Source organism: Marinobacter shengliensis (genome assembly GCF_003007715.1).
GTDB lineage: Bacteria > Pseudomonadota > Gammaproteobacteria > Pseudomonadales > Oleiphilaceae > Marinobacter > Marinobacter shengliensis.
The window spans coordinates 406,672-421,145 of sequence record NZ_PXNO01000027.1; the positions used below are offsets into that span (position 1 = coordinate 406,672).

11 protein-coding genes are annotated in these 14,474 nt (G+C 57.2%); 8 read left to right on the forward strand and 3 right to left on the reverse strand.

The genetic code is table 11. The features are described from left to right. Positions 1 to 294: 294 nt before the first annotated feature. Positions 295 to 1,437 (forward strand): porin, encoded by a 1,143-nt coding sequence (locus C7H10_RS15025; protein ID WP_106695505.1) that lies wholly within the window; start codon positions 295 to 297, stop codon positions 1,435 to 1,437. Positions 1,438 to 1,727: 290 nt separating this feature from the next. On the opposite strand, the gene glpD is transcribed toward C7H10_RS15025, so the two are convergent. Together glpD and C7H10_RS15035 are read right to left on the reverse strand one after the other, a co-directional pair. Beyond that, on the reverse strand, positions 1,728 to 3,257 hold the full coding sequence (glpD, locus tag C7H10_RS15030) for a glycerol-3-phosphate dehydrogenase (protein WP_106695506.1): 1,530 nt from the start codon (positions 3,255 to 3,257) through the stop codon (positions 1,728 to 1,730). A gap of 233 nt (positions 3,258 to 3,490) precedes the next feature. Further along, complete coding sequence (locus tag C7H10_RS15035; protein WP_106695507.1) at positions 3,491 to 4,249, reverse strand: DeoR/GlpR family transcriptional regulator; 759 nt, start codon at positions 4,247 to 4,249, stop codon at positions 3,491 to 3,493. A gap of 205 nt (positions 4,250 to 4,454) precedes the next feature. Here C7H10_RS15035 and glpK point away from each other — a divergent pair, with 205 nt between their 5' ends. Next, positions 4,455 to 5,927 carry a glycerol kinase GlpK gene (glpK, locus tag C7H10_RS15040; RefSeq protein ID WP_106695508.1) on the forward strand — a complete coding sequence of 491 codons (1,473 nt, stop codon included), beginning with the start codon at positions 4,455 to 4,457 and terminating at the stop codon, positions 5,925 to 5,927. Here the strand turns inward: glpK and C7H10_RS15045 are convergent, their stop codons facing one another. Further along, positions 5,928 to 7,835 (reverse strand): sigma-54-dependent Fis family transcriptional regulator, encoded by a 1,908-nt coding sequence (locus tag C7H10_RS15045; RefSeq protein ID WP_106695509.1) that lies wholly within the window; start codon positions 7,833 to 7,835, stop codon positions 5,928 to 5,930. Positions 7,836 to 8,207: 372 nt separating this feature from the next. On the opposite strand from C7H10_RS15045, the gene C7H10_RS15050 reads away from it, so the two are divergent. The 6 genes from C7H10_RS15050 (at position 8,208) to C7H10_RS15075 (ending at position 14,362) form a co-directional block, all read left to right on the forward strand. Next, complete coding sequence (locus C7H10_RS15050) at positions 8,208 to 9,302, forward strand: ABC transporter ATP-binding protein (protein ID WP_106695510.1); 1,095 nt, start codon at positions 8,208 to 8,210, stop codon at positions 9,300 to 9,302. Further along, the gene (locus C7H10_RS15055) at positions 9,302 to 10,402 is read left to right on the forward strand and encodes an ABC transporter ATP-binding protein (protein ID WP_106695511.1); all 1,101 of its coding nucleotides are present in this window, start codon (positions 9,302 to 9,304) and stop codon (positions 10,400 to 10,402) included. Before C7H10_RS15050 ends, C7H10_RS15055 begins: the two co-directional genes overlap by 1 nt. Further along, positions 10,402 to 11,268, forward strand: a complete 867-nt coding sequence (locus C7H10_RS15060; protein ID WP_106695512.1) for a carbohydrate ABC transporter permease — start codon at positions 10,402 to 10,404, stop codon at positions 11,266 to 11,268. Before C7H10_RS15055 ends, C7H10_RS15060 begins: the two co-directional genes overlap by 1 nt. A gap of 10 nt (positions 11,269 to 11,278) precedes the next feature. Next, positions 11,279 to 12,085, forward strand: a complete 807-nt coding sequence (locus tag C7H10_RS15065; protein WP_106695513.1) for a carbohydrate ABC transporter permease — start codon at positions 11,279 to 11,281, stop codon at positions 12,083 to 12,085. Between the two features lie 12 nt (positions 12,086 to 12,097). Then, complete coding sequence (locus tag C7H10_RS15070) at positions 12,098 to 12,373, forward strand: DUF2160 domain-containing protein (protein WP_106695514.1); 276 nt, start codon at positions 12,098 to 12,100, stop codon at positions 12,371 to 12,373. A 246-nt stretch (positions 12,374 to 12,619) separates the two neighbouring features. Further along, positions 12,620 to 14,362: an ABC transporter substrate-binding protein gene (locus C7H10_RS15075; protein WP_106695515.1), complete on the forward strand. Its 1,743-nt coding sequence runs from the start codon at positions 12,620 to 12,622 to the stop codon at positions 14,360 to 14,362. Positions 14,363 to 14,474: the final 112 nt, after the last annotated feature.

Here is a 14,474-nt window from a genome sequence, read left to right on the forward strand (position 1 = left end):
AAAATCAAAAATTCTAAAATGACAATTAAGTAGTTTTTAAACAATGACTTGATTTAATTTTCTGTCGTATTTCAGGGCCTTTTAGTTGTAAAAGCGAAAATTTTTTCGATCTCATAACTTTTCATCTGAAGATTTCAGAGTTAGATTTGTTCTGTTGCGAACTTTCCGGCCATAAAGCGAACATCCGGAAACGCAGCGACCGTTGGCTGCCCAGCATCGATCACGATCCGCTCTGGTGGTTCGGTGCGGTCGGCCAGCACCAAGGTCCAGCACCAACAAAAACAGGAAGCTAACATGAGTAAGAAAAACAATACCTTGATGTCGACACACACCCGTGCTTACCGGAAAGCGCCGCTGGCGGCTGCGCTGTCTTTGGTGGCTTTTGGCGTCAGTGCGCCGGCAACCGCTGAGCTGTCATTCGAAAGCGATAACGGCTGGAAAGCCGGCTTCAACGGTCATATCCCCATTTTCGCCGTGTTTGGCAACTATGATCAGCCGACGGACGAGGACTCTTTCACCATCACCACCGGCTTCAACCCGGCCACCCTGCAAACCAACATCTACGCCCCCATGCAGAACGGCCTGCAGGTATCCGGCCACTTCCAGATGAACGCCGACATCGCCCCGGGCGACGCCGAAGCCAACTTCCGCAGCCGGGTATCTGAAATCGCCGTGGCCGGCGACTTCGGTACCGTCAATATCGGTAAAGGCTTCGGCATCTTCGGCGTACCCGCCATCGGCGACAACGGCAGCGGCCTGGGCGTCGGCCTGATCGGCGGCCCAGACCAGGTAGCCGCCACCGCCGGCCGAATCGGTAATGGTTACTTCTACGCCAACTTCACCCCGCGGGTGATGTACACCTCCAACAACCTGAGCGGTCTGCAGTTCAAGGTGGGTCTGTTCAGCCCGTCCAAAGTCAGTGAAACCGACTTCGCACTGGCGGCTGATGCCGAGTACACCATGCCCCGAATCGAAGCCAACGTGGTGTACTCCACTGACCTCTTCTCATTGTGGTCCAGCGGCTTCACTCAGGACGTCGATTCCAAGTCCGGCGCGTTCAGTGACTACACCATGTCCGGTATCGACTTCGGCGGCTCGGTGTCACTGGGTGACCTGACGGTGCGCGGCAACTACGCCATGACAAAGGGCACCGGCAACGGCGTCTTCGCGGCCCGGCTGGACCCGAACGAAGAAGACGCCAGCCAGTGGTACGTGGAGTCCACCTACAAGATCAACCGCACCACCCTGGGCGTAAGCTATGGTGAAGGCGAAGACGACTTCAACGGCAGCGGCGCAGACACCGATCTGACCATGCTGTTCGCCCGTTACGCCGCCACCGACAACCTGACGTTGATGGCCGAGTACACCACCCTGGGCACTCGCAGCGGTGCCGGCGAGTACGACGCGATCATCTTTGGTTCGCAGCTGACGTTCTGATCAGGACGGGTCGCCTCCGAAGAGGTGGCGGTATCGAAAAGGGGTGGGGTTCATTCCTCAGCCCTTTTTTCTTGCAGACATATCGCAAAGTTCAAGGAGGGCAGGGGGAGGAGTCTCCCAAAACCGTGCGGAGCCATGGATGGCGGAGCCGAGCGTACATGGACGTATTCACAGCGTGTTTTGGGAGACTCCTCCCCCTGACCGACCCACTACTCGCAAGCCAAAAAACACGGGCACAAAAAGGCTCCAGACGGGGATCACCCGGCCGGAGCAAAGATGCCTGAGAGAGATCAGGCGCTGTGGTGGAGAGCAACGTTTCGGGTCATAGGGACCACAGATTTCATCAGGAACCGGTCAAGCGCCTCGACATCCGCCTCAGTGGCGTACAGCCCCTGCTTGGTGCGACGCCACAGAATATCCTCCGCCGTCATCGCCCATTCATTCCGAACCAGGTGCGTCACCTCGCGCTCATACAGCGTACCCGCGAAATGCAGCCCCAGATCCTCAACCGTGGTGCAGCCCGCCAGAATGTCGTAAGACGTCGTGCCATAAGTTCGAACGAACCGGCTCAGCAACTTCTCCGGCAGCTTCGGGAACCGCTTGCACAGATCTCCGAACAACTGGTCGTGATTAGCAAAATCGCCACCGGGCAACGCCGCCGCCTTGGTCCAGCGGCCGCCCGACTGCGGGAAGAACTGACACAGCTTGTCCGTCGCCGCCTCAGCCAGCTTCCGGTACGTGGTGATCTTCCCGCCGAACACCGAAATCAGCGGCGCCATGCCCTTGCCCTGACTGACCTCAAAGGTGTAGTCACGGGACGCTTTCTGGGCATTCTCCTCCTCGCCATCCATCAAAGGACGGACGCCGGAGTACGACCAGACCACATCGTTCGGTGTGAGCTGACGTTTGAAGTGATCGTTCACGATGTTCAGCAGGTAATCGGTCTCTTCCGGAGAAATCTTCGCTTTCCTGGGGTCACCCTCGTAGTCCACATCCGTGGTGCCCACCAATGAGAACTGATCCTCATAGGGAATCACGAACACGATGCGCTCATCCTCGTTCTGCAGGATGTAGGCCTCCGTGCCCTTGTTCAGGCGCGGCACCACAATATGGCTGCCCTTGACCATGCGAATCATTTTCGGGGCCGGCATCGACAGGGTTTCGCCAAACAGGCTGCTTACCCAGGGGCCGGACGCATTCACGATCGACCTGGCTTTCACAACCTGCTCTTTGCCCGAGTTAGTATCCCGCAGGGTTACCGTCCAGCTGTCGGCTCCCCGGTCTGCCCTGACGCACTTGGTCCGGGTCAGGATGCGGGCGCCGTACTGCTGGGCTTTCTTCGCAGTCAGGACCACCAGGCGGGCATCGTCTACCCAGCCGTCTGAGTACTCAAAGCCCTTGGTGATGTTCGGTTTCAGCGGGTCGCTCTCATCAAAGCGCAGGGAACGTGAGCCCGGCAGAATTTCCCGTTTCGCCAGGTTATCGTAAAGAAACAGACCGGCGCGAATCATCCACGACGGGCGCAGGTGAGGGCGGTGCGGCAGCCGGAAGCGCATCGGCCACATGATATGCGGCGCGTTGCGCAGCAGCGATTCCCGCTCGGCCAGGGCTTCACGCACCAGCCGGAATTCGTAGTGCTCCAGGTAGCGAAGGCCACCGTGAATCAGTTTGCTGCTGCTGGATGAGGTGGCTGACGCAAGGTCATTCATTTCACACAGAAGAACCTTGAGGCCGCGACCGGCGGCGTCCATCGCGATGCCGGTGCCGTTTACGCCTCCACCGACAACGACAACGTCAAACTGTTCGTGCTCCGTAGTCATCTTTGGTCATCTCCTGACGCCAATCCGTAAGTGCGGTGTGTTTCAATGCGCACTTAAACCTGTTCAATGTTCGTTATAGCGTCATTATGCGAAAGCTTTTTATATTCGTAAAGGAAAAATTAGAAAAAAAACGAAAAGAAGAGGGCGGTCACATTGTTCGCTCGGCACCAATACCGAGCAACAGGCAGGGCAATCAGAAGCGTAGGTAAAACCGAACAGCCGTTGCCGGGCGGTTAGACGATGTGCAGTTCGACGTTGTGCTCTTTGAGTAGCTGGCGGATTTCCACCGGCGGTTGCTCGTCTGTGAACACATGGTCGGCTTGCGTGATGCTGCCAAGACGAACCATGGCATTGCGGCCGAATTTGCTGTGGTCGGCGGCCAGCAGTACCTGATTAGAGTTGGAAATGATGGACTGGGCCACACGCACTTCCCGGTAGTCGAAATCGAGCAATGAGCCGTCGCTGTGAATACCGCTGATACCAATGATACCGAAATCCATCTTGAACTGATTGATAAAATCCCGGGTGGCTTCGCCCACAATGCCACCGTCACGATGACGTACCTCACCGCCGGCAATGATTATGTGGAAATCCTCTCGGGCTGAAAGGATCGACGCCACGTGCAGGTTGTTGGTCACGACCTGCAGGTTGTTCTTTTCCAGCAACGCCTTGGCGATGGTTTCGGTGGTGGTACCGATGTTGATGAACATGGAGGAGTTGTCGGGAATCTGTGCCACCAAGGCTTCGGCTATGCGTTCTTTTGCTTCCAGATCCATGATCTTGCGAGCCTGGTAGGCGGTATTGACGGTGCTCGAATCGATGCCTGCGCCACCGTGGTGCCGGCGCAGTTTCTTCTGTTTGGCAAGGTCATTCAGATCGCGTCGGATGGTCTGGGGAGTTACGTTGAACTGGTCAACCAACTGCTCGGTAGTGACAAAACCGTTTTTCTGGATCATCTCCATGATCAGATCCTGCCGGCGCCGCTGTGCCATGCAACCTTCCTCCGTTCGTGTGTGAATGTACCTCCACGCGCTTGCGCGGCTGAACTTAAGATTAAAGTTTAGTGCTTTTCAGCAGGTTATGCAGCTTTTTTGCCGTGATAAGACGTAAATCCGAGCTCTCATGGTGAAAATTGCTTGGAAAAAATGTTCAAAAAAGTAAAAATACGAAAAAATAAGAACTGAGGACATGCATGCTATGAGTCAGTACATCTTATCCATTGACCAGGGCACCACCAGTTCCCGGGCCATTCTGTTTGATCTGCAGGGCAACATCCACGCCACCCGACAACAGGAGTTCCAACAGCAGTTTCCTGCCAGTGGCTGGGTTGAGCATGCTGCAGAGGATATCTGGAATTCGGTTGTCGAAACCTGTCACGCTGTGATGAACGAGGAGTGCGTTTCCGGCGACCAGGTTATTGCTGCTGGTATCACCAACCAACGCGAGACCACACTGGTCTGGGACCGCAAGACTGGCGAACCCGTCTACAATGCCATCGTCTGGCAGGACCGGCGCACCGCCTCGTATTGCGAATCTCTCAAGGCCGAAGGCCTGGAGCCTTGGGTCAGCAGCAAGACCGGGTTGCTGGTAGACCCCTACTTTTCCGCCACCAAAATCCGCTGGATTCTGGAGAACGTGGCCGGGGTTCGTGAACGGGCAGAGCGGGGCGAACTCGCTTTTGGCACGGTTGACACTTTCCTGCTCTGGCGGTTGACCGGCGGCCAGGTGCATCGCACTGATGCCACCAACGCCAGTCGCACACTGCTTTTCAATATCCATACCCAGGAATGGGACCAAGAGCTGTTGGAGCTGTTTGGAATTCCGGTGTCCTTGCTGCCTGAGGTGATGGACTCTGCTGCCGACTTTGGACAAATCGCCCTGGAAGGTCCGCTCAAGGGCATCTCTGTGATGGGGATTGCTGGCGACCAGCAGGCGGCATTGTTCGGGCAAACCTGCTATGAAACCGGCATGGCCAAGAGTACCTACGGCACCGGTTGTTTCCTGATGCTCAATACCGGAGATCAGGCGCTGCAATCGGAACACCGGTTACTGACCACGGTTGCCTACCGAGTAAATGGCAAACCCACCTATGCACTCGAAGGCAGTATTTTTATTGCCGGCGCCACCATCCAGTGGTTACGGGACGGTCTGCGTCTGATACGCGATGCCTGCGAAACCGAGCCGCTGGCAGAGGGTACACCGGTCGACCACGGTGTGTATCTGGTGCCCGCTTTTACCGGGCTGGGAGCACCCTACTGGGACCCGAATGCCCGCGGTGCGATTTTTGGCCTGACCCGGGATACCGGCATTAAGGAGATTGTCACTGCCGGCTTGCAATCGGTGTGTTACCAAACCAAAGACCTGCAGAAAGCCATGGAGAAAGACGGCTTGCGCCCGACCACTCTGCGCGTGGATGGTGGCATGGTGGCTAACAATTGGGTATTGCAGTTCCTGGCAGACATTCTCGGTGCCCGGGTGGACCGGCCGTCACTGGTGGAAACCACTGCGCTGGGGGCCGCCTATCTGGCGGGCCTGCAGGCCGGGGTCTATGGCTCTCTGGAAGAGCTGGCCAGCCTGTGGCGGTGTAACCGAAGCTTTGAGCCGGTGATGACCAAAGAGCACCGTGACCAGTTATACGATGGCTGGATTCAGGCCGTCCAGAAGCTCTGATTACCGAACGCCCAGCTCGCGAAGGCGCTTGTACAGGGTATTCCGGCTGATCGCCAGTGCCTTCGCGGTCTGGGACACATTGCCGTTGCAGCGTTGATATACCTGAAGAATCTGCGACGGCTCACCGGCCTCGGCAACCGCATCCGGCTGGGTGATGCCCGGCCGGTAAACCTCGATGGGCTCCGGCGCCGTGGGTGCTGGCTGTGACGGGGTGTTATCCCGCGTGGCGTCGTATTGCGCCAGGAAATCCTCCGGCAAGTGCCACAACTGAATATCATTGCCGTCCGCCAGAGCCACGGCCACCCGTAACACGTTGACCAACTGGCGAATGTTACCCGGCCAGGGGTGGTTTTCCAGGGTGGCGAGTACCTTTGGCGACAAGTCCTCCGGTTGCCCCGGCTCCCGGTTCCGTAGGTACAGGCTTTGAATCAGAGCCCGTTTATCGGCCCGTTCCCGCAGGGGGGGTAACCGCACGCACAGACCGTTGATCCGGTAATACAGATCGGCCCGGAAATGGCCGGTCTCAATGCGCTCCGACAATGGTCGGTTGGTTGCAGTGACCAGCAGCAGGTCCACCGGTACGCTGCTGGTGCCGCCAACCGGTGTCACCACCCGCTCCTGAAGCACCCTTAACAGGCGGGACTGCGCGGCCAATGGCATCTCGCCAATCTCGTCCAGGAACAGTATGCCCTTGTGCGCCTTGCGGATCAGACCCTGTGCACCCTGTGCCCGGGCGCCGGTGAAAGCGCCTGCCTCGTAACCAAACAGCTCAGATTCAACCAGCTCCGGCGGAATCGCCGCACAGTTGACGGCCACCAATGGCTGTTCCCGGCGTCTGGACGCACGGTGCAGTGCTTTTACCAGCACTTCCTTGCCTACGCCAGTCTCGCCGGTGATCAGCAGCGGTACGTCCCGGTCCAGAACCTTCATGCTCTGTTCTGCGCAGCGCCGAACGGAGGGCTCGCCGAACTCAAGCCGGTCGAGGGTAATCAGGTCTGGACTGGGTGCCGGGTCGGCCGGTGTATCCGGGACAGCTTTTGCTGCCGAATCCAGAATCCGGGTGGGGTGTTTGATCCGTGCGCTCAGACGAACCTTGTTGTGGGTCAGCAACTGTAAGGGTTGGTGTTCCGGATGGCCGAGAATGTGGTTGCGGTGGGTGGTGAACAGGTCGTCCAGACTGACCCCCAGGGTGACCGTGCCCAGTAACTGATCCGCCCGCTGGTTGCTGGCCACCACCTGGCCCTCATCGTTGGTGACCAGAATGCCGGACCAGGGGCTGTCAAAGTTATCGGCGGTGGTGTTGAGGGTGATCTGTATGTATTCCTCCCCGTGCTGTTTTGCAATCAGCCGGTTTTCCACCGATTGGGAGAGCAGGCGCACCATGCCCAGGGTGTGGGCCTGGGGCAGATAGGCGTCACTGAACACACTCAGAACCCCGGCCAGTTGGCGAGTGGCATCGAAGATCGGTGCCGCAGAGCCAATGATGCTTCGGTGTACCTTCAGGAAGTGTTCGTTGCGCTGGATCTGGACCGCCGACGCGGTGGCAATGGCGGTTCCGATGGCGTTGGTACCGCAGGTCTGCTCCTGCCAGTTGGCACCCACCTGAAACCAGGGCTTCAGATGGGTATCGGTGATCCGCTCATCGCCCCAGCGCTGCAACACCGTGGCATCCATGGACGCCAGCAGGATCAGGCATCGGCTGTTCGAGAGCACATTGCGGTAATAGGGCGCGACTTCGGCTTCGGTTGCCGTACGCAGCTCCTGAAACCGGGTTTCAAGTTCCGCCAACACGCCGTCTGCAGGTGCAGGTGTTGCTGGCTGATGGTCATGGTCAAGGCCAAACGCAATGCATCGGTTCCAGGAGTCGGAAATGACCGACCGATAGTCGGCATAGCGGTCTTTTGGCATGGTCCTGCTCATTTCCCCGGGGCTGGTGAGTCGGTACCGGGATCGGTTTCGTTTTGTTGTTCGGTTAGTCGTCAATGCGCCTGATAGCCACAATGATGTGTGCAAATCGACGGTAAGACTGTTCAATCATGTGCGCAAAACCTGTTCAGGTCAATGTTCAAAATGAACAAATTATTGTTAAACGAAAAATGAATGTTCGAATACGATCACGCAAGTAAAGTTTTTATTACTTTGAAATCAATAAAGTACGTGGTAATGCGTACGTTTTAGGCGCCTTTGGTACGGTGTTTGCCTAAGTCGATTCGGAATCGAATGTCCGGTTTGCGCACAGCGGGCCGGGTTACGTTTCAACAAGAACAAAAAGGAAAGATTATGTCCTTGATACTGGAGAATCTCTCCCGCGAGGTCGATGGCGTGGATTACATCCGCAACGCCAATCTGACCTTCGAGGCAGGTTCCTTCAACGTTTTGCTCGGCCGCACGCTGGCGGGGAAAACGTCCCTGATGCGCCTGATGGCGGGTCTGGACCAGCCCACAGAGGGTCGGTTGGTCTACAACGGCTCCGATGTGACCGGGCAGAGCGTTCAGGAACGCAACATTTCGATGATCTACCAGCAGTTCATCAACTACCCGAACCTGACCGTTTACGAAAACATTGCCTCGCCTTTGCGGCTGGCCAAAATGGCGGAGTCGGAAATTGACCGCCGGGTGAGGGAAACCGCCGCCATGCTACGCATCGAACCGCTGCTCAAGCGGTTCCCGCTGGAGCTGTCTGGTGGCCAGCAGCAGCGCACGGCCATGGCGCGGGCGCTGGTTAAAGACGCCACTCTGGTCCTGTTCGACGAGCCCCTGGTGAACCTGGACTACAAACTGCGTGAAGAACTGCGGGCCGAACTGCGGGAGCTGTTCCGTGAGCGCCAGTGCATCGCGGTATACGCCACCACGGAGGCGAACGAAGCGCTGGCATTGGGTGGTACCACCACATTGCTGCATGAGGGCAGGGTGGTCCAGAGCGGACCGGTGATGGACGTCTATCGGGCTCCAGTGAACACCCTGGCTGCACAACTGTTCAGCGAGCCACCGATGAACCTGATCCGTGGCCGGGTGACCGCCACCGAAGTCACCTTCGACGAGTACTCCCACCATGCGCTGACCCAGGAGCTGTCACAGCTTGCGCCGGGCGATTACTGGTTCGGCATTCGCCCCAGCCACATTGGCCTGGTACCCACCGGAGAGGATGATCTGGAAATGGCGATGGATGTGGAGCTCAGCGACATCAGTGGCTCCGAGACCTTCATGCACGTACGCAACAGCCATTTTGAGATGGTGCTGCAGCTGATGGGCGTGCACCAGTACCACACCGGCGCACCGATCAAGATCTATCTGCCGATCAACCGCCTGTTCGTGTTCGATCAGCAGGAGCAACTGGTGCATACACCGTCCCAGGTAACAGGAGGGCCCCTCTGATGGCTGAGATAACGCTGAAATCGCTGGCCCACAGCTACACCGACACCCCGTCTGGCCCGGATGACTACGCCATTCGCCAGATGGACCACGTGTGGCATAAAGGCGGTGCCTACGCTCTGCTGGGGCCGTCCGGCTGCGGCAAGAGCACCATGCTGAACATCATCTCCGGGCTGTTGCAGCCGTCTGAAGGGGACATTCTGTTCGACGGCGAGCGGGTCAACGAATTGTCTCCCCGGGATCGCAATATCGCCCAGGTGTTCCAGTTCCCGGTGATCTACGACTCCATGACCGTGTTCGACAACCTGGCGTTTCCGCTGCGCAATAACAAGGTGCCGGAATCGAAGGTCAAGGCCCGGGTGCATGAAATCGCCGAAGTGCTGGAGATTGAAGGCAAGCTGTATAAGAAAGCCAAGAACCTGACGGCGGATGAGAAGCAGAAAGTGTCCATGGGCCGCGGCCTGGTGCGGGAAGACGTCTCCGCCATTCTGTTTGACGAACCTCTGACCGTGATCGATCCGCAACTGAAGTGGAAGCTGCGCCGCAAGCTCAAGCAGATTCACGAGCAGTTCGACATCACCATGGTGTACGTCACCCACGATCAGCTCGAGGCCTCAACCTTTGCCGACAAGATAGCGGTGATGTACGGCGGCCAGATTGTTCAGTTTGGCACCCCCACCGAGCTGTTTGAGCAGCCGAACCATACCTTCGTGGGCTTCTTCATCGGCAGCCCCGGCATGAACCTCATCGAGGTCAAGCGTTGCCCCCGGGGCGTCTGCTTCGGCAGTACCGTGGTCACACTGGATGACTGGCAGGTTGAGCTGCTGCAGCGGCTGAAGTCCGAGAACATCAAGATCGGTATCCGGCCGGAGTTTGTCGAGGTGTCTTCATTGCCGTCAGACGACACTTTCCCGGCCACTGTGGTGGATGTGGAAGACCTTGGCACCTACAAGATTGTGACCGTGCAGCTCGATCACGAGAAGTTGAAAGTGCGTCAGCCGGAGGAGTTCAGTGCCGCCCAGGGAGAGCAGATTTATCTGTTGTTCCCCCGCCAGTGGCTGAAGCTCTATGTGGACGAATTCCTGGTACAGGAGCAGAAGTGATGCAGAAAACACCTAACAACAAAGCCTGGTTCCTGGTGCTGCCGGTCTTCCTCCTGGTGGCTTTCTCGGCCCTGGTGCCGCTGATGACCGTGGTGAACTACTCAGTGCAGGACATTTTTGGTCCTGGGCAGGGTTTCTTTGTCGGGACCGAGTGGTTCAAGGAGGTTCTCAGTGATGAGCGACTCCAGAATTCACTGGTGCGCCAGTTTCTGTTCTCCGGCGCGGTGCTGCTGATCCAGATTCCCCTGGGTATTGGCGTCGCGCTGATGATGCCGAAATCCGGCATCAAAAGCTCAGTGTGCCTGATACTGCTGGCAATTCCGCTGCTGATTCCCTGGAACGTGGTCGGCACCATTTGGCAGATCTTCGCACGTGGCGATATCGGTCTGTTTGGCTGGAGCCTGAATGCCCTGGGTTTCGAGTACAACTACACCCGCAACACGCTGGACGCCTGGCTGACGGTGCTGCTGATGGATGTCTGGCACTGGACGCCCCTGGTGGCTCTGCTGTGCTACTCGGGTTTGCGGGCCATTCCGGAGGCCTTCTATCAGGCGGCGGAGATCGACCGCGCGTCAAAATGGGCGGTATTCCGTTACATCCAGCTGCCGCGCCTTAAAAGCGTACTGATTATCGCCTTCCTGCTGCGGTTTATGGACAGCTTCATGATCTACACCGAACCGTTCGTACTGACGGGTGGCGGTCCGGGAAGCTCAACCACGTTCCTCAGCCAGACCCTGACGACCATGGCCATTGGCCAGTTTGATCTCGGGCGTTCGGCGGCGTTCTCATTGATCTATTTCCTGATCGTGCTGCTGATTTCCTGGCTGTTCTTTACCGCGATCACCCACGCAGACAAAGAAAAATAAGGAGCCTGCGATGCAACAGACACGAGGTAAAACCATCGGGATAACCCTGTTTATCCTGCTGTTACTGACGCCGATCTACTGGTTGCTGAACATGTCGTTCAAAACCAACAAGGAGATTCTGGGGGGGCTTACTCTGTGGCCCCAGGAATTTACCTTTGACAACTATATTGTGATCTTCACCGATCCCAGCTGGTACAACGGTTACATCAACTCGATGATGTACGTGTCCATGAACGTGGTGATCACGCTGCTGGTTGCTTTGCCGGCGGCCTACGCGTTCAGCCGATACAAGTTCCTGGGCGACAAGCATCTGTTCTTCTGGCTGCTGAGTAACCGGATGGCGCCACCTGCGGTGTTCCTGCTGCCGTTCTTCCAGCTGTACTCGTCCATCGGGCTGTTCGACACCCACATTGCGGTGGCGCTGGCACACTGCCTGTTCAACGTGCCGCTGGCGGTATGGATTCTGGAGGGCTTCATGTCTGGTGTGCCGCGCGAATACGATGAAATGGCCTATATTGATGGCTACAGCTTTCCCAAGTTCTTCGTGAAGATCTTCCTGCCCATGATCCGCTCGGGCATCGGCGTGACGGCGTTCTTCGCCTTCATGTTCTCCTGGGTGGAACTGCTGTTGGCCCGAACCCTGACGTCGGTTGACGCGCAACCGATTGGCGCCATTATGACCCGAACCATCGGGGCCAGCGGGATAGACTGGGGTGTACTGGCCGCAGCCGGTGTACTGACCATCATCCCGGGCCTGCTGGTGATCTGGTTTGTTCGTAATCACGTGGCCACGGGCTTTGCCCTGGGCCGGGTATAAGGAGGAGCACAGATGATTGACTGGATGAACTGGACACCGTCTGTTGCCATTTTCTTTGCAGTCATTGCCTGCATTCTGGTGGTCATGACGGTGTATGAAATTGTGTCGCCATGTTCGGAAAGGAAAGGTTTTCTGCCCATCGCGACCACCCGAGGTGACCGCCTTTTCATCGGATTGCTGTCGGCCGCTTACATTCATCTGACCTTTCTTGCGGTCAGTGATATTACCCTTTGGGTAGCTCTGGCAGTCTCTGTGGCGTGGCTTCTGGTGCTGATGCGCTGGGGCTGAGACCGGTATGTCCGGAGCCTGTCAGGCTCCGGACATACCGTTAAAAAAAACAGATCAAAAAGCTTGTAAAGATTTCGAAAACGAACTATTTTTTCATTTATGATCGTATTCGATCAGAGCGGACCGAAAATCAGGATTCGTCAGTGTCGAATCCGGTAACCGGATAGCGACAAGCGCGCTATAAACGCGGAGGCATCTTGCCAACGCAGGTAGGCCTCTTCAAAAACAACATCAACGAGGTTGGATATGTTCAAGAACAATAACTATCCGAAAGCCCTGCTGCTCAGTGCAGCCATTGGCGCCGCTGGTATGGGCATCAGCGTTCAGGCCATGGCCGATCAGTATGCCGAAGCAGCTGAGAGGTGGGTAGACCAGGCATTCAAGCGGTCAACCCTGTCAAGGGAAGAACAATTGAAAGAGCTGGAGTGGTTTGCCAAAGCGGCTGAGCCGTTCCGTGGTATGGAAATCAATGTGGTTTCCGAAACCATTGCCACCCATGAATACGAATCCAAAGTTCTGGCCAAGGCTTTCTCCGAGATCACCGGCATCAAGCTGACCCACACCCTGATTCAGGAAGGGGACGTGATCGAGAAACTGCAGACCCAGATGCAATCCGGCCGGAACATCTACGACGGTTACGTGAATGATTCCGACTTGATCGGTACCCATTTCCGCTACGGGAAAGTGGTCGCCGTTGAGGACATCATGAACGGTGAAGGCAAGGACTTCACCTTGCCGACCCTGGACCTGGATGATTTCATTGGCCTGGATTTCACCACCGGCCCCGATGGCAAGCTTTACCAGTTGCCGTCACAACAGTTCGCCAACCTCTACTGGTTCCGTGCCGACTGGTTCGAGCGTGAGGATCTGCAAAAGCAGTTCCGCGACATCTACGGCTACGACCTGGGTGTACCGGTTAACTGGTCTGCGTATGAGGACATTGCGGAGTTTTTCACGGTTCACGTGAAAGAAATCGATGGCAAGCGTGTTTTCGGGCACATGGATTATGGCAAGAAAGACCCGTCCCTGGGCTGGCGGTTCACCGACGCCTGGTTCTCCATGGCCGGTGCCGGCGACAAGGGCTTGCCTAATGGTCTGCCGGTGGACGAGTGGGGCATTCGGGTTGAGGAGTGTCATCCGGTCGGTGCCAGCGTCAGTCGTGGCGGTGCCACTAACGGCCCGGCTGCGGTTTTTGCAACCACCAAATATGTGGACTGGCTGAAAGATTACGCACCGCCCGAAGCGCAGGGCATGACTTTCTCCGAGGCGGGCCCGGTTCCGGCTCAGGGTAATGTGGCCCAGCAGATCTTCTGGTACACCGCCTTTACCGCCAGCATGATCGAAGACGGTCTGCCAGTGGTGAACGAAGACGGCACGCCCAAGTGGCGCATGGCTCCCTCTCCCCGTGGACCCTACTGGGAAGAGGGCATGAAGCTGGGTTATCAGGACGTGGGTTCCTGGACTTTCCTGAACTCCACTCCTGAGAAGCGTCGCCTGGCTGCCTGGCTGTATGCGCAGTTCACCGTGTCCAAGACTGTGTCACTGGAGAAGACCATTGCAGGTCTGACGCCGATTCGCGAGTCTGACATCAACTCTGATGAAATGACCGAAATGGCGCCGAAGCTGGGTGGCCTGGTGGAGTTCTATCGCAGCCCGGCGCGGGTACAGTGGACGCCGACCGGCACCAACGTACCTGACTATCCCAAGTTGGCCCAGCTGTGGTGGCAGTACATCGCCCAGGCAGCCAGTGGTGAGGCTACTCCTCAGGCGGCTCTGGATGGTTTGGCAGAGGCACAGGATCGCCTGATGCAGCGTTTGGAGCGTGCCAAGGTAATGCCAAACTGTGGTCCCAAACTCAACGAGCCGCGCGACCCACAGTACTGGTTTGACCAGCCGGGATCACCCAAGCCCAGGCTGGAGAACGAAAAACCGCAGGGGCAGACCATCGCTTATGATGAGCTGTTGAAGACCTGGGAGCAGGCCAACTAAGGCTGGCTCCTGAAGAGCGAGGCCTGCCGCAGCGACGCTCTCCGCTTGCGGCAGGCTGAGCACCGTTGTCACGGTGGGTTTTGGCCGGTTGCTTATTGATCCCCCCCCCTTT

Coding starts and splice junctions, on each gene's coding strand:
- glpK (WP_106695508.1), top strand. CDS start 4,455: ATGAGTCAGTACATCTTATCCATTGACCAGGGCACCACCAGTTCCCGG.
- C7H10_RS15045 (WP_106695509.1), bottom strand. CDS start 7,835: ATGCCAAAAGACCGCTATGCCGACTATCGGTCGGTCATTTCCGACTCC.
- C7H10_RS15035 (WP_106695507.1), bottom strand. CDS start 4,249: ATGGCACAGCGGCGCCGGCAGGATCTGATCATGGAGATGATCCAGAAA.
- C7H10_RS15050 (WP_106695510.1), top strand. CDS start 8,208: ATGTCCTTGATACTGGAGAATCTCTCCCGCGAGGTCGATGGCGTGGAT.
- C7H10_RS15070 (WP_106695514.1), top strand. CDS start 12,098: ATGATTGACTGGATGAACTGGACACCGTCTGTTGCCATTTTCTTTGCA.
- glpD (WP_106695506.1), bottom strand. CDS start 3,257: ATGACTACGGAGCACGAACAGTTTGACGTTGTCGTTGTCGGTGGAGGC.
- C7H10_RS15060 (WP_106695512.1), top strand. CDS start 10,402: ATGCAGAAAACACCTAACAACAAAGCCTGGTTCCTGGTGCTGCCGGTC.
- C7H10_RS15055 (WP_106695511.1), top strand. CDS start 9,302: ATGGCTGAGATAACGCTGAAATCGCTGGCCCACAGCTACACCGACACC.
- C7H10_RS15065 (WP_106695513.1), top strand. CDS start 11,279: ATGCAACAGACACGAGGTAAAACCATCGGGATAACCCTGTTTATCCTG.
- C7H10_RS15075 (WP_106695515.1), top strand. CDS start 12,620: ATGTTCAAGAACAATAACTATCCGAAAGCCCTGCTGCTCAGTGCAGCC.
- C7H10_RS15025 (WP_106695505.1), top strand. CDS start 295: ATGAGTAAGAAAAACAATACCTTGATGTCGACACACACCCGTGCTTAC.